17 protein-coding genes and 1 pseudogene are annotated in these 21,946 nt (G+C 70.6%); 8 read left to right on the forward strand and 10 right to left on the reverse strand.

Features of this window, described 5'->3' with window-relative positions:
* Window positions 1–31: 31 nt before the first annotated feature.
* Window positions 32–2,527: a DNA helicase PcrA gene (pcrA, locus tag OG452_RS12940; RefSeq protein WP_327295786.1), complete on the reverse strand. Its 2,496-nt coding sequence runs from the start codon at window positions 2,525–2,527 to the stop codon at window positions 32–34.
* A 429-nt stretch (window positions 2,528–2,956) separates the two neighbouring features.
* Between pcrA and OG452_RS12945 the strand changes: the two are divergent.
* Window positions 2,957–3,367 (forward strand): annotated as a pseudogene (locus OG452_RS12945) (NlpC/P60 family protein); the annotation flags it as partial.
* A 135-nt stretch (window positions 3,368–3,502) separates the two neighbouring features.
* Here OG452_RS12945 and OG452_RS12950 read toward each other — a convergent pair.
* Window positions 3,503–4,276: a TetR/AcrR family transcriptional regulator gene (locus tag OG452_RS12950; RefSeq protein ID WP_327295787.1), complete on the reverse strand. Its 774-nt coding sequence runs from the start codon at window positions 4,274–4,276 to the stop codon at window positions 3,503–3,505.
* Between the two features lie 159 nt (window positions 4,277–4,435).
* Between OG452_RS12950 and OG452_RS12955 the strand changes: the two genes are divergently transcribed.
* Window positions 4,436–6,055 (forward strand): carboxylesterase/lipase family protein, encoded by a 1,620-nt coding sequence (locus OG452_RS12955; protein ID WP_327295788.1) that lies wholly within the window; start codon window positions 4,436–4,438, stop codon window positions 6,053–6,055.
* Window positions 6,056–6,898: 843 nt separating this feature from the next.
* Window positions 6,899–8,389 carry a UDP-N-acetylmuramoyl-L-alanyl-D-glutamate--2,6-diaminopimelate ligase gene (locus OG452_RS12960; protein ID WP_327295789.1) on the forward strand — a complete coding sequence of 497 codons (1,491 nt, stop codon included), beginning with the start codon at window positions 6,899–6,901 and terminating at the stop codon, window positions 8,387–8,389.
* A 110-nt stretch (window positions 8,390–8,499) separates the two neighbouring features.
* Here OG452_RS12960 and OG452_RS12965 read toward each other — a convergent pair whose 3' ends face one another.
* Window positions 8,500–8,853, reverse strand: a complete 354-nt coding sequence (locus tag OG452_RS12965; RefSeq protein WP_327295790.1) for a hypothetical protein — start codon at window positions 8,851–8,853, stop codon at window positions 8,500–8,502.
* A gap of 345 nt (window positions 8,854–9,198) precedes the next feature.
* On the opposite strand from OG452_RS12965, the gene OG452_RS12970 reads away from it, so the two are divergent.
* Complete coding sequence (locus tag OG452_RS12970; RefSeq protein WP_327299609.1) at window positions 9,199–10,284, forward strand: C40 family peptidase; 1,086 nt, start codon at window positions 9,199–9,201, stop codon at window positions 10,282–10,284.
* Here OG452_RS12970 and OG452_RS12975 read toward each other — a convergent pair.
* On the reverse strand, window positions 10,239–11,414 hold the full coding sequence (locus OG452_RS12975; RefSeq protein ID WP_327295791.1) for an alpha/beta hydrolase: 1,176 nt from the start codon (window positions 11,412–11,414) through the stop codon (window positions 10,239–10,241). The two genes, OG452_RS12970 and OG452_RS12975, sit on opposite strands and share 46 nt — an antisense overlap.
* 365 nt (window positions 11,415–11,779) lie before the next feature.
* On the opposite strand from OG452_RS12975, the gene OG452_RS12980 reads away from it, so the two are divergent.
* Together OG452_RS12980 and OG452_RS12985 are read left to right on the forward strand one after the other, a co-directional pair.
* Window positions 11,780–12,709 (forward strand): SPFH domain-containing protein, encoded by a 930-nt coding sequence (locus OG452_RS12980; protein ID WP_327299610.1) that lies wholly within the window; start codon window positions 11,780–11,782, stop codon window positions 12,707–12,709.
* A gap of 86 nt (window positions 12,710–12,795) precedes the next feature.
* Window positions 12,796–13,104 carry a hypothetical protein gene (locus OG452_RS12985; protein ID WP_327299611.1) on the forward strand — a complete coding sequence of 103 codons (309 nt, stop codon included), beginning with the start codon at window positions 12,796–12,798 and terminating at the stop codon, window positions 13,102–13,104.
* A 65-nt stretch (window positions 13,105–13,169) separates the two neighbouring features.
* On the opposite strand, the gene OG452_RS12990 is transcribed toward OG452_RS12985, so the two are convergent.
* Both OG452_RS12990 and OG452_RS12995 read right to left on the reverse strand, forming a co-directional pair.
* Complete coding sequence (locus OG452_RS12990) at window positions 13,170–13,901, reverse strand: response regulator transcription factor (protein ID WP_327295792.1); 732 nt, start codon at window positions 13,899–13,901, stop codon at window positions 13,170–13,172.
* Window positions 13,898–15,184, reverse strand: coding sequence for a PspC domain-containing protein (locus tag OG452_RS12995; protein ID WP_327295793.1), 1,287 nt, complete (start codon window positions 15,182–15,184; stop codon window positions 13,898–13,900). Before OG452_RS12995 ends, OG452_RS12990 begins: the two co-directional genes overlap by 4 nt.
* A gap of 130 nt (window positions 15,185–15,314) precedes the next feature.
* Here OG452_RS12995 and OG452_RS13000 point away from each other — a divergent pair, with 130 nt between their 5' ends.
* Complete coding sequence (locus OG452_RS13000) at window positions 15,315–16,607, forward strand: PspC domain-containing protein (protein ID WP_327295794.1); 1,293 nt, start codon at window positions 15,315–15,317, stop codon at window positions 16,605–16,607.
* A 348-nt stretch (window positions 16,608–16,955) separates the two neighbouring features.
* On the opposite strand, the gene OG452_RS13005 is transcribed toward OG452_RS13000, so the two are convergent.
* Together OG452_RS13005 and OG452_RS13010 are read right to left on the reverse strand one after the other, a co-directional pair.
* Window positions 16,956–17,483, reverse strand: coding sequence for a DoxX family protein (locus OG452_RS13005; protein WP_327295795.1), 528 nt, complete (start codon window positions 17,481–17,483; stop codon window positions 16,956–16,958).
* Window positions 17,484–17,700: 217 nt separating this feature from the next.
* Window positions 17,701–18,762, reverse strand: a complete 1,062-nt coding sequence (locus tag OG452_RS13010) for a helix-turn-helix transcriptional regulator (RefSeq protein ID WP_327295796.1) — start codon at window positions 18,760–18,762, stop codon at window positions 17,701–17,703.
* Between the two features lie 148 nt (window positions 18,763–18,910).
* Here OG452_RS13010 and OG452_RS13015 point away from each other — a divergent pair, with 148 nt between their 5' ends.
* Entirely contained in the window at window positions 18,911–19,309 is a 399-nt protein-coding gene (locus tag OG452_RS13015) for a VOC family protein (protein ID WP_327295797.1), read from the forward strand.
* Between the two features lie 71 nt (window positions 19,310–19,380).
* Here OG452_RS13015 and OG452_RS13020 read toward each other — a convergent pair whose 3' ends face one another.
* Window positions 19,381–20,664, reverse strand: a complete 1,284-nt coding sequence (locus OG452_RS13020) for a hypothetical protein (RefSeq protein WP_327295798.1) — start codon at window positions 20,662–20,664, stop codon at window positions 19,381–19,383.
* Between the two features lie 205 nt (window positions 20,665–20,869).
* The gene (locus OG452_RS13025; RefSeq protein ID WP_327295799.1) at window positions 20,870–21,778 is read right to left on the reverse strand and encodes a class II aldolase/adducin family protein; all 909 of its coding nucleotides are present in this window, start codon (window positions 21,776–21,778) and stop codon (window positions 20,870–20,872) included.
* Between the last annotated feature and the right edge of the window lie 168 nt (window positions 21,779–21,946).

Consider the following 21,946-nt stretch of genomic DNA (forward strand, 5'->3'; position numbering starts at 1 on the left):
CCTGCCGGCAGGCCAAGCGGTGCCGCCCTGCCTAGAGCTTCTCGACCGGTGCGTAGCGCAGCAGCAGCTTCTTCGGGCGTTCGTCGCCGAAGTCCACCGTGACCTGGGCATCCGCGCCCGTCCCCGTCACCTGCATCACGGTTCCCAGACCGAACTGGTCGTGCGTGACCCGGTCCCCCACGTTCAGCGTGATCACCGGCTTGTCACCGACCCGCCGGGTCGCGAAGCCCGAAGCGCCGCCCGAGCCCGCACGCGAACGTGAAGAGGACAGCGAGGACGACAGCGACGAGGTGACTCCCGACGTCGGACCCGCCGGGGCCGCCATCGCGCCCAGGCGCTTCCACTCCAGGTGCTGGGCGGGGATCTCCTCAAGGAAGCGCGAGGCCGGATTGTACGAAGGCTGGCCCCAGGCGCTGCGGAGCGTCGAGCGTGTCAGATACAGCCGCTCGCGGGCACGTGTGATCCCCACGTACGCCAGCCGCCGCTCCTCCTCCAGCTCCTTGACCTGCCCGAGCGCACGCATGTGCGGGAAGACGCCGTCCTCCATGCCGGTCAGGAACACGACAGGGAATTCGAGCCCCTTGGCCGTGTGGAGCGTCATCAGGGTGATGACACCGGAGCCGTCCTCGTCCTCGTCCGGGATCTGGTCGGAGTCGGCGACCAGCGCGACCTTCTCCAGGAATTCGGCGAGCGTGCCCGTACCCTCCTCGTCGCTGCGCTCCTGCTCGAACTCCAGGGCGACAGCGGCGAGTTCCTGAAGGTTCTCGATCCGGGTCTCGTCCTGCGGGTCGGTGGATGCCTGCAACTCGGCCAGGTAGCCGGTCCGTTCGAAGACGGCCTCCAGCACCACGGCGGGCCCCGCACCCGACTCGACGATGGTGCGCAGCTCCTCCATCAGGACGTTGAACCGCTTCACCGCGTTGGCCGAGCGGGCCGCCATGCCGTACGCCTCGTCGACCCGGCGCAGCGCCTGCGGGAAACTGACCTTCTCGCGCTGCGCGAGCGCGTCGATCATCGCCTCGGCCCGGTCGCCGATCCCGCGCTTGGGCACGTTGAGGATCCGGCGCAGCGGGACGGTGTCCTCGGGGTTGGCCAGGACTCGCAGATAGGCCAGCACATCGCGGACCTCCTTGCGCTCGTAGAACCGCACCCCGCCGACGACCTTGTACGGGAGGCCGACCCGGATGAAGATCTCCTCGAAGACACGGGACTGCGCGTTCGTCCGGTAGAAGACAGCGACGTCGCCGGCCTTCGCGTCGCCCGCGTCGGTCAGCCGGTCGATCTCGTCGGCGACGAACTGCGCCTCGTCGTGCTCGGTGTCCGCGACATAGCCGATGATCTTCGCGCCCTCGCCGGCCTCGGTCCAGAGGTTCTTGGCGCGGCGGTTCTCGTTGCGCTCGATGACCGCGTTGGCTGCGGAGAGGATCGTCTGGGTGGAGCGGTAGTTCTGCTCCAGGAGGATCGTCGTCGCGTCCGGGTAGTCCTCCTCGAACTGGAGGATGTTACGGATGGTGGCCCCGCGGAACGCGTAGATGGACTGGTCCGCGTCACCGACGACACACAGTTCGCCCGGCGCCCTGCCCTCGCCCGACGGGCCGACCAGTTCGCGTACCAGCGTGTACTGGGCGTGGTTGGTGTCCTGGTACTCGTCGACCAGGACGTGCCGGAAGCGCATCCGGTAGTGCTCTGCGACATCCGGGAACGCCTGGAGCAGATGGACCGTCGTCATGATGATGTCGTCGAAGTCCAGCGCGTTGGCCTCGCGCAGCCGTGCCTGGTAGAGCGCGTACGCCTCGGCGAGGGTCTTCTCGAAACCATCAGCCGCCCGCCCAGCGAAGGTCTCCTCGTCGATCAGCTCGTTCTTCAGGTTCGAGATCTTGGCGCTGAAGGACTTCGGCGGGAACTTCTTCGGGTCGAGGTCCAGATCGCGGCAGACCAGTGCCATCAGCCGCTTGGAGTCGGCAGCGTCGTAGATCGAGAACGACGAGGTGAAGCCGAGCTTCTTCGACTCGCGGCGCAGGATCCGCACGCACGCGCTGTGGAAGGTCATGACCCACATCGCCTGGGCGCGCGGGCCGACGAGCTCCTCGACGCGCTCCTTCATCTCGCCCGCAGCCTTGTTGGTGAAGGTGATCGCGAGGATCTGGCCGGGGTGCACCCCGCGTGAGCCGAGCAGATGCCCGATCCGGTGGGTCAGCACCCGGGTCTTGCCTGAGCCGGCACCGGCCACGATGAGCAGCGGGGAACCTGCGTGCACGACGGCGGCGCGCTGCTCGGCGTTCAGCCCTTCGAGCAGCGCTGCGGGGTCCACGGCGGGGCGCGGGGCGCCGTCGCGGTAGTACCCGTCACGCCGGGGCGGGTCCCCTTCCGTGACGGGCCACGCACCGGCGAAGAGGTCGTGCGGAACCTCCTCCGGGGAGTGGCTCCCTCCGGCGTGGCCGCCGGCGGAGTCCTCGGCGGGCGGCGGGGGCTCTTCCTCCGGGGGCTGGAGGTTCGCCAGGAAGCTGTCATCAAAGAGGCTGCTCATCGTCCACCGAGTCTAGGCCGAGCCAGTGACAGCCCGGGGCCGTACGTCCGGTCACCCTGTTCACCTCCCGCCGCCCCCGCCCGTCTGCCCCCGGCCCCCGACCTGCGGCCGGCGGCAAGGTCACGAAAATGTATCGGGCATATCGAACATCAGCCTTCCCACCCGTCACAGGAGTTGGCTGTCTTGCTCGCTCAGGACCGCCGGTCCCCCCTCGGCGAACGGCGCCGGGACGAGCGGTCCGCGCCGAGTCCGCTCTGCCGTGCGACGTGCGATGCGATGCGTGACGTACGGCATGTGGCAGATGGAGCCGGGGCCCATCAGGCACCAACGGGGTGAATCGGTCCGCACCACCCGGCAATCTTCCCCACGGACCGACCGTAGGGCGATCTTCCGGACGGGCCCGAACCCTCTCCCAGAGCCTGAACGGCCGCCGACAACCCCCAGTCGTACTCCGACCAGGACCAGCTGATGAAGCGGCTCGGCGACCGCCAGGAGAAGGCCGTCTCCGACTACCGGGAGCAGCGGTCGGAGGCCCGGGAGCGCGGCGAGGCGGCGCGCGGCCTGGAGAGTCCGACCGCGTCGCAGGCGGTGCTGAAGACGAGCAAGGAGGCCATCCAGTCGAAACTCGCCGAGGCACGCGGCCTGCTCTCGAAGCTGACGGCCGAGGAGAAGGCGCGGCTCGCGGCGCTGGAGACGATGGTGTTCTTCTATGACGACATCAGCCATGTCGGGATGTACGTCGGCAACGGGATGATGATCCACGCCCCGAAGCCGGGCGCGTATGTGCGCGAGGAGTCGATCTACTACATACCGATCCCCGGCAGCGTGCGGCCCGGGTAGCAGCAGCTCAGCGGGGTGGGGCCCTTTCATTGCGTTCTTCTCCCGGTTTCGCAGGCGGCATCGGCGCACGGCTGCCGTCGTCGGGTGACTCTTCCGACATCACGTGTCGGTGATCTGCGCCGGTAAGGTCCGCGCTTACCCGCCCGTGTGCCATGACTGCCGTGGCGGCCGCTCCTGTGTTCGTCGAGCGATCAGGACCTCGATGCCGTCCAGGATCCGGGTCAGGCCGAAGTCAACGTCGTCGTCGCCGATGGCGTCGTCGTATTCGTTCTGCGTCATCATGGACGCGAGAATGGGGTATCCGTGCTCATGCAGGAGCGGTTGAAGGAACCGGGTCACGGCGGCGGACTGAACCGGCGCCGCACTGCTGTTGCGCACATCCCGGCGGGCACTGGCGATTCGCCGGGCGTAGCCGTCAAGCAGCAGCGCACACCCCAGCGATTCGGCAGAGCTCAGTCCGGCGCCGGTGAGCGCTTCCAGCAGCACTTCTGTCCAGCGCAGCAGGTTCGGGGTCGCGGGCGCCCCGCGAATGGGCAGGTCGGACAGCCAGGGATGAGTGTCGCATCGCGCGATCATTGCCCTCGTCCAGGTGGCGGCCGCGGCTCGCCACTGGTCCGTACCGGTTTCCAGGTCCGGTGCCGGACCCCACGCGGTCTCGGCGGCGAGCACCAGCAGTTCGTCCCGCGAGCTGACGTACCGGTAGATCGCGTTGGCGGTGAGCCCCACCCGCTTGGCGATGTTCGGCATGGACAGGGCCGTGAAGCCTTCCGCATCGGCCAGCCCGACAGCTGCTTCGACGATTCCCTCAACGCTCTGTGAGGGCTTGCGGCCCAGTCGCCCCGTCTTGACGGGCAGCCCCCACGCCAGGGCGAGGCCAGGTGGCAGCCGCTCGTCGTCACTTGTCGGCATCGAGCTCATCTCTATGTCTCGTCCACGGGAGCATTGACTTTGTGCTTGCCCCACACTTTATATTAGTGCGTGCCCCACACGAACTGATTGAGGACGTGAACGTCTGTGAATCCCATAGGTCGGGCGCCCTCACCAGGGCGCCGCAGTTCGCAGGTCACGGTGCGGCCGCGCTTACGGGCCCTGCTGGCCGCTCTGCTCTGCGGCGCCATGATCAGCGGCGCAGCCGGATGCTCGAAGGAAGCACATCACGCCGAGGCCGGCCAAGGCGGTCCTGCCACCGTGGTCAGGACGGACGCCGGCTTGGTCGAAGGCCGCCTCGGCACGGGCACCCGGATGTTCCAGGGGATCCCTTACGCCGCCCCGCCGGTAGGGCAGCTGCGCTGGGCGTCGCCCCGGCCGGCTGCGTCCTGGGCAGGCGTACGGACCGCGACCGCACCCGGCAACCGGTGTGCACAGGCAGCGGGGCTCATCGACCAGCAGAGCAGCAGTGAGGACTGCCTCTACCTGAACGTCACCGCGCCTCTGCGCAGCAGCGCCCGCAATCTGCCGGTGATGGTCTGGATCCACGGGAACGGCTTCATCAACGGCGCCGGGAGCCTTTACGACGCACAGCGCCTGGCCAGTACGGGCAAGGTGATCGTGGTCAGCTTCAACTACCGGCTCGGTATCTTCGGATTCCTCGACCATCCCGCGCTCGACCACGGTCTGGCCAAGCACCTGTCGGGCAACTTCGGCCTGGAGGACCAGCAGGCCGCGTTGCGGTGGGTGAAGCGCAACGCGGCGGCATTCGGCGGCGACCCGGCGAACGTCACGCTCTTCGGCGAGTCGGCCGGCGGTACCAGCGTCTGCGCGCATCTCGTGGCGCCGGGGTCAGCGGGTCTCTTCCAAAAGGCGATCCTGCAAAGCGCCCAGTGCACGGGACGCAGATGGTCACCGGGTCCGGCGACCTGGTTCCCGCTGCCGCGCGCGGAGCGCGAGCGGCACGGGCTTGACGTAGCGGCCAAGGCCGGCTGCTCCGACCTCCGGACAGCAGCGGCCTGCCTACGCGCCGAACCCGTGGAGGATCTCGTCAAGTGGTCCGATTACGGACTCGGGTCCGGGCCTTCGGTCGGCGGCGGCATACTGCCTGTGAGCCCGGAAAAGGGGTTCGCCACCGGCCACTTCCAGCGGGTCCCCGTCATTCAGGGAACGACCCGGGACGAACATCGCCTGTTCACCGCGGCCATCGAAGCAGTGACCGGCCAGACGACGACCGACGGCAGCTACCGGCAACAGATCCAGACACTTTTCGCCCCTGCCGACGCGGCCCACGTCCTGGCCCGCTACCCCGCCGACCGCTTCCGGTCCCCGGGCGAGGCGCTGTCCGCCGTCATCAGCGACTGGGCCTGGGGGTGCACGGTCCTCGACCGGGACCGGGCCCTGGACCGGCAAGTGCCGACCTACGCCTACGAGTTCGACGACGAGGAAGCTCCCTGGTTCGGCACCCTCAAGAAACCCAATTTCCCCACCGGGGCGTTCCACGGCAGTGAGCTGCAGTACCTCTTCGACGACGAGCAGCTCCCCGGTCCGGCCACACCCGCTCAGCGCCAACTCGCGGACACGATGGTGCGCTACTGGGCCCAGTTCGCCTACACGGACGACCCGAACGGCCACGGCGCGGCGCCCTGGCCCCGATTCGGAACCCTCCGGCACGTCCAGTCGCTGCAACCGGGGAAGACGGAACCGGCCGATCTCGCCCAGGAACACCAGTGTGGCTTCTGGAAGACCATCGGCAGCTGACGGCTGCCACGGCGCCTGTGCTCGATGGGCTCGCGGCTGCGGAACCGGGCTTTGGGTTCCGGCAGGCGGTTGAGTGCATGAGCGGGACGAGCTCGTCGTCCCCCATCAGGTCCGGTCCGCATGACGTACCAGGTCGCGCCGCGGAACAGGCGTTGACCGCGCGGCGTCTGCGCAGGTGGACCGGCGCGGAGTGCTGCTGGTCCCGGACCGCGCGCCGGGCGTGGACAAGGGTGGTACCGCCGGGGTACCAGCGCATCCTCGCCGTCGTGCAGCAGGCCGCGGGGCCGGTGGCGATTCGGCAGGCCGGCGACACGCTTGGGCTGGGCACCGGAGTGCGGGGCGCCTTGGAGCCGCTTCGCGGAAGGCTCGCTCCGGTCCGCAGGACCCGGGGCTCCCGGCGCGTAGACTCCCCGTATGGGACATACACATGCGGTGACGGAGTGCCCGGTCCGGGCCCCTCGCTCGCCGGGTCCTGTCGCGCCCCGGGCGCGCTGCCGTGCGCTGCACGGCCACGGCTAGCAACTTTCCCACCAGGCCCGCGCGTCCCGTTGTCCCGCCGCCGCACTTACCGCCCTGCCTGCACACCCGCAGGAAGCGCCCCCCGGCGGACCCGCCGCGCCTCGGCCCCCTCCTGAGCCTCGGCCGAGAAGCTTCCGCGGGCTCTCGCAACGCATCGCCGTGGCACAAGGCCGCATCTCACCCTCCCTCCACGCATCCAGCACCAGCAGCACCACGCATCCCCGTACTCCCCCACTACTCCCTGCGGCCCCGCGCCCCCTGGCGTACCGCCGGTGTCGTTTCCCGCGGCCATCGGCGAGCCGGCCGCACCCTGAGAGGACCCCTGTGAAGTTGAGCGAGTTGCTGGCCGGGCACGACCACGAAGTACTTCTGGGCGATCCGGGGACGAGGGTCACCGCGGGGGCATGCTTCGACGCCCACCGCGTCTCGCCGGGTTCGCTCTTCATCGCGGTGCCCGGGCACCAGGGTGGCGGCCCCGAGGCCATCGGATCCGCACTGGCACGCGGCGCCGTAGGGGTGCTCGTTGAAGAGCCCGCGCCCGGTCTTCCCGCAGCGGTACGGCCGTCGGCGGACGGTGCCTGCGTCGTGCGGGTGGCCGACACCCGTAAGGCCGCCGCGCTGATCACCTCGCGCTACCACGGGGAGCCCGGCCGGGCGATGGACATGGTGGCCGTCACCGGCACCAACGGGAAGACGTCCGTCTCGTACATGGTGGAGTCAGTACTGCGGATCGCCGAGGGCGCGAAAGTGGGCGTGATCGGGACGGGCGGAAACCGGATCGGCGACGAGCTGATCCCGATGCCGCGCTCGGTGCTGACCACTCCGGAGTCACCGGACTTCCAGTATCTGCTGGGGCACATGCGCGACCACGAGGTGGGCACCGTGGTCCTGGAGGCCACCTCGATGGGCCTGCTGAACCACCGGATCGACCATTCCTTCATCGACGTGGGCGTCTTCACCAACCTCACCCAGGACCACCTGGACGACCACGGCACGATGGAGCACTACCGGGACGCCAAGCTCCGGCTCTTCGGCGGGCTCTGCCAGCGCGCGGTGGTGAACGCGGACGACCCGGTCGGCGCGCTGGTTCCGGCGATGATGCCGGGTCTGGTCCGTACGTACGGCCTGGACGCGGAAGCCGACTACCGGGCGACCGACCTGGACATGGACGCCTTCGGTACGCGGTTCACGCTTCACCACGACGGGCGCAAGTATCCAGCCGCGATCCCCGTACCCGGCAGGTTCTCGGTCGCCAACGCACTGGCCACGCTGGCCGCCTGCCACCTCCTGGGCCATGACCTGGCGGGTCTGGTGGCGGCGCTCGACCGAATGCCTCCCGTCCCCGGGCGGCTGGAGCGGTTCGAGGCGCCGCAGGGCGCGTCCGTGATCGTGGACTACGCGCACTCGCCCGACTCCCTGGACAAGGTGCTCGCCGCCATCAGGGACTTCGCCGGCGCCCGGGTCATCACAGTCTTCGGCTGCGGCGGCGACCGGGATGTCACCAAGCGGGCCCCGATGGGAGAGATCGCCGGGACCCACTCCGATCTGTGCGTGCTCACATCGGACAACCCCCGTGACGAGGACCCCGAGGCGATCATGGACCAGATCACACCGGGGCTGACGGCCACCGGCACCCCGTTCGAGCGGATCGCCGACCGCCGCGGCGCCATCGCCTTCGCCCTGTCCGCCGCGGGGCCGGCCGACGTCGTGCTGGTCGCGGGAAAGGGCAGCGAGCCGTACCAGATCGTCGGCGACCAGCTGATCCCGTTCAGCGACATGGCGACGGTGCGCGAGCTGTCAGCCGTACGGGAGTAGGAGCACCGGCCGTCAGCCGTACCGGGGCGGGCCGGACCGCGGCGGGCCGTCCGCACGGGCCGCCCGCCCAGGACCGGAGCACAGCGCTCAGAACCGGAGCAGCCCGCTCCTCAGGTCCAGAGCAGCGCGATGAAGATGTTGGCGATCGTCAGACCGCCGACCGCCCCGAAGAGGCCCTTCTCGATCCGCTCGTCATCACGCTTCACATAGACGAGTCCCAGGATCACCACCAGGAACGCCAGCTTGATCCCGATCTTGATGGTGTTGATGGTGTTGCCCTCGGCCTGGTTCAGGCCGACCAGCGCCACGCCGGTCACCAGCATCGTCAGCGCGCCGTGCAGCATCCCGGGCCCGAACCGGGCGTCGCCGGTGCGCATCGCCTTCATCTGGGTCAGGAAGCCGCCGAGCAGCGCGGCGATACCGATGATGTGCAGGCCGACGACGGCATTGATGAGTACGTCCATGGGATTCGACCTTAGCCACCGCCCTACGGGTCCCTGCCACCGGTAGGCCTGTGTGCCCGCCCGTGACCGCCCGTGGCACTGGCCGGCCCCGGACAACGGGCCCCGCCGCCCGTCCGCCACAGCGCACCCCAAGAACCAGTCCGATCCGGTCATCAGCGGCCGCATAAAGCAGACACAAAGCAACGCAGCGGCCAGATTCGACCACTATGTCCCATGAGGTCTCGGTCCCATAACCTCAGGTTTAGCGTTCTTGCCCAGGCGACCGGCTCCCCACCGCCGTCCCGAAACCGGGCGGCCGTCGGTCATCACCGCCGCAAGGACGTACGGAAGGACGTGAACGCCCTCGTGGCCGCTCACCGAAAACCCAGGCAGCGCCCGCTCACCGGCCCCGCGGCCCGGACCGCCGCAACCCTCACCCTCGCGGGAGCCGCGTCCGCCACCGCCTTCCAGGGCGTCGGCCACGCGGCGCCGCGCCTCACACCCGCGCAGGTCAAGGCCCAGGTCGACGAGCTGTACCAGGAGGCGGAGACCGCTACCGAGAAGTACGACGGGGCCAAGGAGAAGACCGCGGCGTCGGAGAAGTCGCTGCGCTCCCTGCGCGACCAGGCCGCCCGCCGGACGGAGCAGCTCAACACGGCGCGTTCCGCGCTCGCTTCGACGGCGTCGGCCCAGTACCGCAACGGCGCCATCGACCCGTCGCTGCAGGTGTTCCTCTCGTCCGGCCCGGCGCAGTACCTGGACCGGGCCGCCTATGTGGAGCGCGTCGGTGATCAGCAGGCCGCCGAGGTCACCGGGGTGCGCCGGCAGATCGGACAACTCGCCCAGCTGCGCTCCGAGGCGGCCTCCGCCCTCAGTGGGCTGCGGACCCAGCAGGCGGACCTGAAGAAGCAGAAGACCACCGTGCGGAGCAAGATCCACGCGGCCGAGGCACTGCTCTCCCGGCTGTCGGCACCCGAGCGCTCGCAGTACGAGTCCCAGCACCAGACCCAGCACGAGTCCAATGGCGCCAACAGGTCCGCCGCCCCGCAGGCCGCCGACCGGTCGGCCGTGCGCGGCCCGGTCGCCACCCCCGGTTCCCGGGCGGCGCGGGCGGTCGCCTTCGCCTACAGCGCGCTCGGCAAGCCCTACGTCTGGGGGGCCACGGGACCCTCGTCCTTCGACTGCTCGGGCCTGGCCCAGGCCGCGTACCGCTCGGCGGGGGTTTCACTCCCGCGCACCACGTACACCCAGATCAACTCCGGACAGCGGGTGAAACGCTCCGAACTGGCCCCAGGCGACCTGGTGTTCTTCTTCTCCGGGATCAGCCATGTCGGCATCTACGTGGGCGATGGCCGGATGATCCACGCCCCGCACCCCGGCGCCCCGGTCAGGCTCGCGCCGATCGATCAGATGCCTTTCGCCGGTGCGACGCGGCCGGTCGCGGGCACGTGACCGATCGATGCGCCTGAGCGGGCCCCCGGTCTGAACTGAGCGCTCAGCCAGGTGAAGACATCAGGCACCTGCTTGCGCCACACCGCCAGACTGTGTCCGCCCGTCACCGGGATGACCTGCACCGACGTCGGCGGCTTGGCGGCGGCGCGCAGCGCCAGACCGTCCCGGTAACCGTCGCGCGGCGCACCGGAGATGAAGAGGGAGACGCGCGGCGGGGTCTTGGCATGGCGCAGGATCCACAGCGGATTGTTCGTACGCCGCAGCCCGGGATCCCTGGCGGTGATGGAGGCGCGCTCGGCCGCCGGATCGTTGTACCCGGAGAGCCCGGCCGCCGCGTGGTACCGGTCGGGGTGCGCCAGCGCGAGCTTCACCGCACAGTGCGCCCCCGCCGAGTACCCGGCGACCGCCCACCCGGCCGCTCCGTGCTTCGCCCGGAAAGTGTCGGTCACCATCCGCGGCACGTCGACGCTCAGCCAGGTGTCCGCGTTGATCACCCCGGTCACGTTGGCACAGCCGGTGTCCTGGCTGCCCAGGAGTGAGGTGCGCGGCGACACCAGGATGAACGGCGCGACTTCGCCCCGCTGCATCATCGGCGCCAGCTGCTTCTCCGCTCCGAGACTGGAGAACCAGGCCTTCGCCGTGCCGGGGAACCCGGAGAGCAGTTCGACCACCGGGAAGGAGTGGTGACGGTAGGCGGGTTCGTGGTACTCGGGCGGCAGCCAGACGTACACCTCACCGCGCACCCCCGACACCTGCCCGGTGAGCACCGTGCTGCGCACGCCGTGGCCCATGCGCGGGTCGGTCACCGGCTTGAACACGGCCCGCTGGTGAGGTTCGGAGGCCAGCTGCCGCCCGCCGAGGCCGTCGGTGCCGAGGTCGGGTGCGGCGACCACATGATTGCCGGTGCCGAGCAGATCGGCCCAGTTGTCGTACAGGCCGTTGCTGTTGTTCACCGCCACGAAGACGACCAGCACCGCGGTCGCCTGCGCGAACAGCACCATCACCAGCCGGGCCGCACCGCGTACGGCCGCGGGGCCGGTCACGCGCCCCCACAGCAGCAGGGGCAGCAGCACCGCGACGCCCATCATGGCGATCGCGGCGAGGAAGAACGGGGTTCCCGTCAGGCTCATCACGGGTGGAAAGATGCCCTATTGGACCCTGGGGTTACCTGTTTTGCGCCCTTTTTACGTCGTCACGTACGGCGATGACCCAACACGTACGGTATACGCCCGTTCCTTGCCTGGCGCTGGCCGACTCTGCCCGCACCTGGCCATACCCGTACACACCGGCCCGCCGGTCGCCACGGGCGCAGGAGGGAGCGGGCCGGGGTGATTGCCCACTCTGCAGCGCCATGCTTAAATTAGCTATCACTTTGATTAGCCACAGACATCAGTCTGGGTTTCGGAGAAGCAACGCCCCGAAGAGAGAGAACACCATGACGGAAACACCCGGACAGGACCCGGCGCCCACCGGCAGGCCGGCGTCAGCCAACGCCATGACCACCGCGGCCGGGCTGGAGGCGGACACCCCGGACATGCCGGCCCCGCATGTGCACGAGACCCCGGCGCACGGCATCGCGGGCGGCGCCGCACTGCTGCTGACCCTGCTCGGCGCGGTGGTGGGGATCGGGCTGCTCGTGGGTGGCGGTGTGGCCGCCGACGGTCTGGGCGTCACCCTGGTCGTGGTGGGCATCGTCGTACTGCTCGGCTCCCTGTTCTGCATGACCGGCGTGAAGATGGTGGCACCGGGCGAGGCCCGCGTCATCCAGCTGTTCGGGCGGTACGTGGGCACGATCCGCCAGGACGGACTGCGCTGGGTGAATCCGCTGACCAGTTCACGGAAGATCTCCACCCGGGTGCGGAACAACGAGACACCGGTGATGAAGGTCAACGACGCCTACGGCAACCCGATCGAACTCGCGGCGGTCGTGGTGTGGAAGGTCGAGGACACCGCGCAGGCGCTGTTCGAGGTGGACGACTACCGCAAGTTCGTCGCGACCCAGACCGAGTCGGCGGTCCGGCACATCGCCATCGAGTACCCGTACGACGCGCACGACGATGACGCGCTGTCCCTGCGCGGCAACGCGGACGAGATCACCGAGAAGCTCTCGCTGGAGCTGACGGCGCGGGTCCGGGCCGCGGGGGTCCGGATCGTCGAGTCCCGGTTCAGCCACCTCGCGTACGCACCGGAGATCGCCTCCGCGATGCTCCAGCGCCAGCAGGCCGGGGCGGTTGTCGCAGCCCGCCAGCAGATCGTCGAGGGCGCGGTCGGCATGGTCGAGCAGGCCCTGGTCCGGATCAGCGAACAGGGCATCGTGGAACTGGATGAGGAGCGCAAGGCCACCATGGTCAGCAACTTGATGGTGGTGCTGTGCGGTGACCGCGCCGTCCAGCCGGTCCTGAACACCGGTTCCCTCTACCAGTGAGTGCGGAGGGGCCGGCGAGCGAGGAAGGTCCGGTGAGTGCCGAGGGCCCCGTAAACGCTGAGGATCCCGTGAGCGCGGAAGGCCCCATAAACGCTGAGGATCCCGTAAGCGCTGAGGGTCCCGTAAGCGCTGAAAGCACCGGCGCCCCCGGCTCTTCCGGCCCGGCGCCGCGGCGGGCGGCCAGGGCGCGCAAGCAGGTGCTGCTCCGGCTGGACCCGTCCGTGCACGACGCCTTGGCGCGCTGGGCGGCGGACGAACTCCGCAGCGCCAACGCCCAGATCGAGTTCCTGCTCCGCAAGGCCCTCTCCGACGCGGGACGGCTGCCGCGCGACGCCGGTGCACTCCCCCGCCGCGGCAGGCCCCCGAACCCGGACCGCGGCGACGGGACGGACTGACACACCCGAACCGTCGGACAGAGCTGTCGGACAGAACCCTCAGCCGGCGCCTTCGGCCAGAACTTTCAGACCAGCCGGCGCGCCGTCGCCCACCGGGTCAGTTCATGGCGGTTCGACAGCTGGAGCTTGCGCAGCACCGCCGAGACGTGCGACTCGACCGTCTTCACCGAGATGAAGAGCTGTTTGGCGATCTCCTTGTACGCGTATCCGCGCGCGATGAGGCGCAGAACCTCCCGCTCGCGCTGCGTCAGCCGGTCCATGTCCTCGTCGACCGGCGGTGCGTCCGTGGAGGCGAAGGCGTCGAGGACGAACCCCGCGAGACGGGGCGAGAAGACCGCGTCGCCGTCCTGCACCCGGAAGATCGAGTCGACCAGGTCGGTGCCGGTGATCGTCTTGGTGACGTAACCGCGGGCGCCGCCCCTGATGACACCGATCACGTCCTCCGCCGCGTCCGACACGGACAGGGCGAGGAAGCGGACCGGGTTCTCCGCGTCGGACATCAGCGCGGCCGAGCGGCGCAGCACTTCGACGCCGCCGCCGCCCGGGAGGTGGACGTCGAGGAGGACGACCTCGGGGCGGGTGGCCTTGATGACGGTGACCGCCTGGTCGACGTCGGCCGCTTCGCCGACGACCTCGACGCCCGTCGACTCGGTGCGGCCGATCTCCGCCTGCACCCCCGTGCGGAACATCCGGTGGTCGTCCACGAGAACGACCCTGGCCCTGCGGCCGGTTCGGTCGGTGGGCTCGGTGCAGCCGGTTCGGCCGGTGGGCTCGGTTCGGTCGGTGGGCTCGGTCATGCTCGCTCCATCTCCAGTTCCACTACGGTGCCGCCGTCGGGAGCGGAACGCAGGCTTGCCGTACCGCCGTTGCGCTGCATACGGCCGATGATCGATTCTCTTACGCCCATCCGGTCCCCGGGCACCGCTTCCAGATCGAACCCGGGCCCCCGGTCCCGTACCGACACGAAGACCGTACGGCCTTCGACTTCCGCGTACACCTGTACGGCCCCGCCCTCGCCACCGTACTTGGCCGCGTTGACCATGGCCTCGCGTGCGGCCTGCATCTGGGCCGACAGCTTCTCGTCCAGCGGGCAGTCCCCCACGACCACCACTTCGAGCGGTACCCCGTGCTTGTCCTCGACCTCGGCGGCGGACTGTCTGACGGCGTCGGCGAGGGTCTCGGGTTCGTCGTCCTTGTCCTTGCCGGTGCCCTCGGGCCGGTAGAGCCAGGCGCGCAGTTCGCGCTCCTGGGCGCGGGCCAGCCTGCGGACCTCGCCCGGTTCCTCGGCGTTGCGCTGGATCAGGGTGAGCGTGTGCAGCACCGAGTCGTGGACATGCGCCGCGACCTCCGCGCGTTCCTGGGCGCGGATGCGCATCAGGCGCTCCTGGGAGAGGTCCTGGGTCATCCGGATGAGCCAGGGGCCGACCAGCAGGGCGATCCCGGCGACCACGGCGAGTGCGGCGGTCAGGACATTGCCGAGCTGCGCCGACGAGCCGCGGATCACGATGAACGCGGCGAGCCCCGCGCCGACCAGCACGACACCCGCCAGCGCGCGGCCCAGCGGGAGAAGCCTGCTGCTGCGGCCGACCTCCGCCCAGTGCGCGCGCCGCGTGTTGTCCGCCTGGCGCCAGACGAGGACGACACCGGCGCCGATGAGCAGGACGGGCCAGATGTACGGACTGGCGTCGCCGCCGATGTCCACGTTCCCGATGAAGGCCGCCACGCCGATGATCAGCGCGATGAGGGCGACGATCTGGCCACGGTCGGGCTTGCGCAGTCTGCGGCGGCCGTCCGGGGACTCCTCGAACGGCGATGACACGCCAGGCTGCTCGACCCCGCCCGCGCCGAGCGGCACGACGAACCAGAACGCGGCATACAGCAGCGCGCCCAGCCCCTCCAGGGCGAAGAGCACGATGAACGCGGCCCGCACCCAGGAGACGGGCACCCCGAGGTGTCCGGCGAGGCCGCGCGCGACGCCGCCCAGCATCCGCCCTTCGGCGCTGCGGTACAGCTTGCGCGGCGCGGGCTCGTCCGGGGTTTCGGATGCGGCACCGGCGGCGCGGGGCGGGGCGACTGGCATGGTTCGATCGTCACACGGACGGGCCGCCACGGGCATCAGGGAAAACCCCCTGGTTCCAGGGGCCGAAATCAGGGATCGGCCAGGGTCGTCACCGCCCCCGCCCGCCGGGGACGACCGTCACCATGGGGGTATGACAACCCCGCCGCTGAACGAGCCGCGACCACCCCTGCGGCGCCACCGGAACAACAAGGTGGTCGCCGGGGTCTGCGGAGGGCTCGGCAGACACTTCGACCTGGATCCGGTGATCTTCCGCGTCGTACTCGGTGTCCTCGCGGTGACCGGCGGTATCGGGCTGATCTTCTACGGTTTCGCCTGGCTGGTGATCCAGCTGGAGGGCGAGGAGGAGAACGAGGCGCGCAGGCTGCTGACCGGCCGGGTCGAGGGCGCGTCCATGGCCGCGGTGCTCTTCGCGCTGGGCGGCTGCGGGCTGTTCCTGTCGATGCTGCACTACGTGTCGGTGCTGGTCTTCGCCGCCCTGCTGTCGCTGGCCACCGCGGGCTCCGCGGTCTGGTCGGAACGGCGCCGGCTCGCCGCCCCCGAACCGCCGGAGCCCGCCGCCGGGCAGCGGGCGGCCACGCAGAAGCCCGCCGGGCAGAAAGTGGCGGACGCGCCGCCGGAGACGAAGGCCCCGCCGACGCCGGGCGGCCCGTCCTGGTGGCGGGACCCGATCATCAAGGACGGCACCACCGGACCGGTCGGTTCCGGCTATCTCTGGGGCCCTTCGGACACCACACCTGATCCGCCGCCGTCCCGCAGACCGGCCCGGTCCGCCCCGGCGGCCAGCCGGGGGCCGCGCGGTATCGGCGGCCGGCTGTTCCTGCTCGCCCTGATCGCCGCCTGTCTCGGCACGGGCCTCTCCAGGCACAGCCAGCCGTTCGCCACGAGTCTGCAGATCGGGCTGGCCTGCGCACTCGCCGTCTTCGGGCTCGGCATGCTGCTCAGCTCGTTCGTCGGGCGTACCGGGTCCGGCACGATCTTCCTGGTGGTGGTCACGACGGCGCTGCTGGCGGGCGCGAGCGCCCTGCCGAAAACCGTCACCACGCACTGGATGCGGACGGAGTGGCGGCCCGCGTCGGTGTCGGCGGTGCACCCGCGGTACGAGGTGGGAACGGGGGTCGGCACGCTGAACCTCCGGCAACTGAGGGTTCCGCCGGGTACGTCCGTCCGTACCCATGTGGAGGTCGGCGCGGGCCGGGTGTCGGTCGTCGTACCGAAGAACGTAACGGTGCGGCTCCATGCCGAGGTGGGTCTCGGCGACATCCAGCTGCCCGGTGAGAACCAGAAGGCCACCAACAACGACATCTCCCCCGCCCGGGAGAGAACGGTGACGCTCGCCCCGCAGGGGGGCGGCAAGGCCGGAGGCACGGTCGACCTCCGCCTGGAGGTCGGCCTGGGACAGGCGGAGGTGACCCGTGCACGGTGACGGAGCAGGAACTGGCGGCCCGGCGGCGGGTGGGGCGCACCCGGCCGGACCACGCCACGACGCATGGCGTCCCGGCGAACCACTGCGCGATGAACCGCCGGCCGGTGAACCACTGGCCGGTGAACCACTGCGCGATGAACCACTGGCCGGTGAACCACCGCGCGGTCGGCCTCAGCGCGCGTTCCTGCACGAGTTCCGGCCGGGAAAGGCCGTCGCGGGTCTGGTGCTGCTGGCCATCGCGGCCGTCTACCTCGGCGACGCGGGCGGCCTCTGGCGGACACCTCCGCCGGCCGCGCTGCCGATGCTTGCCGCCGGTCTCGTGCTGGCGGGGATCGCCAGCACCATCGGTTACAGCATCCGGCGGCGGTCGGCCCGGAGGGCGTCCAGTGAGAGCAGCGGCGACCCGGCGAGCACGAGCGGAAGCCAGGCCATGAGGTAGGCCAGGTCGTTGCCGTAGTAGTACGGGGTGGACTGCCAGCTCACGGTCAGCCAGAGGCTCAGCGAGATCAGGGCGCCGCCGAGCGCCGCGACCCGCCCGTACAGCCCCAGCAGGGTGCCGATGCCGACGGCGAGTTCACCGATGGCGATCGCGTAGCCGAAGCCGGCCGGGCTCTTCAGGGCCAGGTCCACGAGCGCCGGGAAAGCAGCGGAGCCGCGTACGGAGTGCATGAGCTCGCCGATGGAACCGGGGCCTGTCGTGTGCAGGAAGCCGGAGCCGGTGAGCTTGTCGGTACCGGCGTACAGAAAGGTGACGCCGAGGAAGATCCGCAGCGGGAGCAGCGAGTACCGCCGGGCAGTGTCCTTCCAGCCACCGTTACGGCTGCGCACACTGCCGCCGAGCCCGATGGGTGTGCCCGTCCGGTATCCCTGAACCATGGCCTGGTCCTGCCTCTCCGATTGCCCCGTGGCGCGTGCCGGTGTGGCGGACGCAGTCACGATTTTGCGTCCTGCGGCGACGCATCCTGCGGACGGGGTGCCTCTGCGGGGGGTCAGGTCGCACGGGCCCGATTCGACGGGGCGGATTCGCCGGACGGGGCTCACGGTTCGGTTCACATGTCGGGGCGGCCGGGCGGGCCCATGTCTCACACGAACGTCAGGTCCGCCGGGCGCAGGACGCGAGACGGTCGGCGAGCGCGGTGACGAGGTCGCGCAGTTCGTCGGGGCGCTCGATGGTGAACGGCCGGTCGAGTGAGGCGAGTACCGGTGGCAACCAGTCGAGCCGCTCCGCCCGCAGTTCGACCCGCAGCCAGCCCCCGGCCGCCTGATCCGCGCCTGCCCCGGGCTCCGCATCCGCCCCGGGCTCCGCTTCCGCGTCGGGCTCCGCTTCCGCGTCGGCCCCGGGCACAGGCACAGGCTCGATCTCCGTGACGCTCGCGACGGTGGCCGGAAGGCGGGCGCGGATCTGGTCGACGGTCCCGTGGATCCGCAGGACCACCTCGTACCGGTACTCGGCCGTGGCGAACCCCGACAGCACGCGCTGCGCCGGATCGGGTCCGGCGGGCTCGTCGAAGGAGCCGGGCAGAGTCCTCGCGTCAGCGATGCGGTCGAGCCGGAAGGTCCGGTCCTCGCCGATCCCGGGGTCCGTGCCCGTGACGTACCACCGGCCCGAGTGCGCGACGATCCCGTACGGGTGCAGCGGGCGTTCACTGCGTCGGCCTTCGCGGTCGGTGTACCTGATCGAGACCGGCCGCCGGTGGCGCACCGCATCGGCGACGGTGAGCAGGACATCGGCGTCCGGGGTGGCGGACTCGCCGGGCGGCGCCGTGAACGCGAGGGATTCCAGGACCGTGTCGAGCCTGCGGGCCAGCGGCGCGGGGAGCACCCTGCGGATCTTGGCCGCTGCCGTCTCGCTCGCCGTGTCCGCCGTCGTCATCAGCCCCGCCCGGCGGCCGGCGACCAGACCGAGCAGCACAGCGAGCGCCTCGTCGTCGCTGAGCATGAGGGGAGGCAGGCGGTACCCGGAGGCGAGCCGGTACCCGCCGTACCGGCCTCGCACCGCCTCCACGGGCAGGTCCAGGTCGACCAGCTGGTCCACATACCGCCGTACGGTCCGTCCGTCGACGCCGAGCCGGTCGGCGAGCTCGGCCACGGTCCGGAGGCCGCCCGACTGCAGCAGTTCCAGGAGCGTCAGCACCCGCGCGGTAGGTCGAGACATGGTGCAGAGCCTAGAGGGCATACCGGACCGATTCTGTCCTCTATTGGTCCTAGGCTGCGAAGCGAGCACCACAACCAACCCAGCACCACACCTCAGCACCACACCTCATCAACCAGGAACCAGTAACAAAGGAACCAGGGAGAACACCATGGACTTCGTCTCGATCCGCATCATCACCAGCGACGTGGCGCGCCTTGTCGAGTTCTACGAGAAGGCCACCGGGGTGCAGGCTGCCTGGGCCACCGAGGAGTTCGCCGAGCTCCGTACGCCCCACGCCACCCTTGCGATCGCGGGTACCAGTACCGTCCCGCTGTTCGCTCCGGGTTCGGCCCGCCCGGCGGACAATCACAGCGTGATCATCGAGTTCCTCGTCGACGACGTGGACAGCGTGCACCGGAACCTCGGCGGCGTGGTGACCGATTTCGTCAACGAGCCCACCACCATGCCCTGGGGCAACCGGGCGCTGCTCTTCCGCGACCCCGACGGCAACCTGGTCAACTTCTTCACCCCCGTCACCCCGGCCGCCATCGAGAAGTTCACCCGCTGACGCAGGACGCAGCCGGACCAGCAGGACCAGGGGGCCAGGGGGGCCAGGGCGCCCAGGGCGCCCAGGGGCGGCTAGTCCGTGACGTCGATCTCGCACGCCGCCGTCTCCACCCCGGCCGCCGTCACCACGCGTACCTCCACCCGGCCCGGCTCCACCTCCACCGGTACGGGCACCGTCAGCACCGTGTCCGACGGGTTGGCGAAACCACCCGGCACCGGGACCAGCGGCACATGGACGTGCACCGTGCCGATCCGCACCACCATCCGGGCCAGCCGGTCCGGGGTCCCAGCCCCCGGCGGTACAAAGCCCGCACCCCGGATCTCGATGTCGTCGCCGGTACGGACCGGGGCATCCAGGTCCCCCGCCTCCCGCGACCGGACCACCGAGAGCACCACCGGCCTGCCGCCCTCCGCGTACTTGGCCGCGAAGTACGTGGCGGCCGAGACCACGACCAGGAGCACCAGCCCCCACGGAAGGTCGGGCAGCTGATCGGGCCGGCGGGCCAGGCGTACGGCGGCGAACAGCACCGCGGCCGAGCTGACCAGGACGTACTGTACGTCCGCGAAGCTGCCGCGCCCCGAGTCGTCGGTGAGCAGATCGGCGGCGCGGGGGCGGTCGGCGCGCACCTTCTGGAGCTTCTGCGCCAGGACCCGCAGCGCGACCACGCGCCGCACCACCACCGCCACGGCGCAGACCAGCGCGAGCACGGTCACCGTGCCCGCGCCCCGGGCCGGCCCGAGTCCGGCGATCAGGGCGTCGCGCCTGCCGTGGCCGGACGCCCCGGCGAGCTGGAGCGAGAGCACCAGGACGGAGAAGACGACAAGCAGCACCCACGACCCGGCGACCGCGCGCGAGGTGGAGAGCCGGTTGTCCTCGCCGATCAGGGGGGCCAGCAGCCCGCCGCGCGCCCGGTGGGTACGGGCGGCGCCGGTCAGCAGTGCGGCGGTGAGCACCGCGGCGATCAGCCCGGCGGTACGGGCCGCGCTCCAGCCCGCCCCGATCGCGGTCAACGCCTCGGCGAGCACGAGGGCCACCGCGCCGCCCCACACCACCAGCAGCGTCCGCACCCACACCTGCCGGAACCAGGCTTCACCGGCCTCCCGGCCGCGTTCGGCCACCGCGCGTGCCGACTCCGTCAGTTCGTCGGAGACCCACTGCCGCGACGCTCCGGCCGAGTGGGCGACTCCGGCGGGCAGTCCCTCGCCGGCCGCCAGACCGTCCCGCTGGGCGAGGAACGCGGCAACTGCCCGCCGGTGCCCCTCGCGTGCGCCGTGCGGGCAGTCCTGGCAGGTGCACCCGCCGCCGTGCGCTCCGGCGCGCGGACCGTCGCCCTGTCTTGCTTCCTGTACCGCCACGCAGAACGCCGCCCTTTTTCCCGCCCCGTGAACTTCCCTGCACACCCTTGAACTTCCTTGCAGTTCCAGGGAATTGTGCCGCACTCACGGAGCCGTACCGGCAGCAGGTCAGGTCAGGCAGGGTGATTGACGACACGTCAGGTTGACGGAGGTGTCCGGGGGCGGCGCCGGGACGTGTACGGGAACGCTCTCGCACGGGTGCCGTTCACGCGCCCGCGTCGGGTCCGGTTGCGCTGATCTGCCGCCACAGCGGCTGGTAGTTGATCCAGGCCACCAGGTCGCTGCCCAGCTGCTCCCGGGTGGCGACCGCGTTCCTGTGGTCGATGAGTACGGGCTTCCCGGCGGCCCGCGCGGCGAGCTGGACCTGACAGGAGCGCTCCAGGGTGATGAACCACCAGGCCGCCGCGTCGACCGAGTCGCCCACGGTCAGCAGCCCGTGGTTACGGAGGATGACCGCCTTGCGCTCGCCGAGCGCGGCGGCGATGCTGCGGCCCTCCTCCTCGTCCACGACGACACCGGTGTAGGAGTCGTAGAGCGCGAGGTCCTCGTAGAAGGCGCAGGCCTCCTGCGTGATGGGATCCAGGAGCTCGCCCAGCGTGGACAGCGCCCGCCCGTGCAGCGAGTGGCTGTGCGCGACCGCGACGACGGCGGGCCTGGCCCGGTGCACCTGGGCGTGCACGGCGAAGGCGGCCTGGTTGACGTGGTGGCTGCCCTCCACTACCTGCCCGTCGCCGTTGACCAGGATCAGATCGCCCGCCCCCAGCTCCGCCAGCGGCGCCCCGAAAGGATTCACCCAGAAGCAGTCGGGGTACCCCGGGTCGCGGGCGGTGATGTGGCCCGAGACGCCGTCCTCGTACCCGTACCGCGCGAAGAGCCGCAGCGCCCCCGCGAGCCTCGTCTTCCGGTACTGCCGCTCCTCCGACAGGGTCTCGTGGACCGGCGGCATCGCGAACCGGAGCTGATCGACCGGTACGGGCTCGGGCGCGGCGGACGGCCCGGCGGCGTGAGCAGCGGTGGGGGCGGGGGTGGAAAGGGGGGCGGCACCGGGGGTGGGAACAGAGCCGGGGGCAGAACCGGGGGCAGAGGCCGATATCGGGGCTGGCATCTCAGTCATGGCCGGAAGCTACCGCGCGTTACCGCAGGTGAACAGAGTCATGCGGTGAACGAATCATGACTGCCGGTCGAGTGGCTGCGTGCGCTACGGCAGCGCGGCGCCGCCGTACCGGAATGCAGCGAAGCGCCGCCGTACCGGATGTCCGGTACGGCGGCGCTCGTCAGCTGC

Source organism: Streptomyces sp. NBC_01197, assembly GCF_036010505.1.
GTDB lineage: Bacteria > Actinomycetota > Actinomycetes > Streptomycetales > Streptomycetaceae > Streptomyces.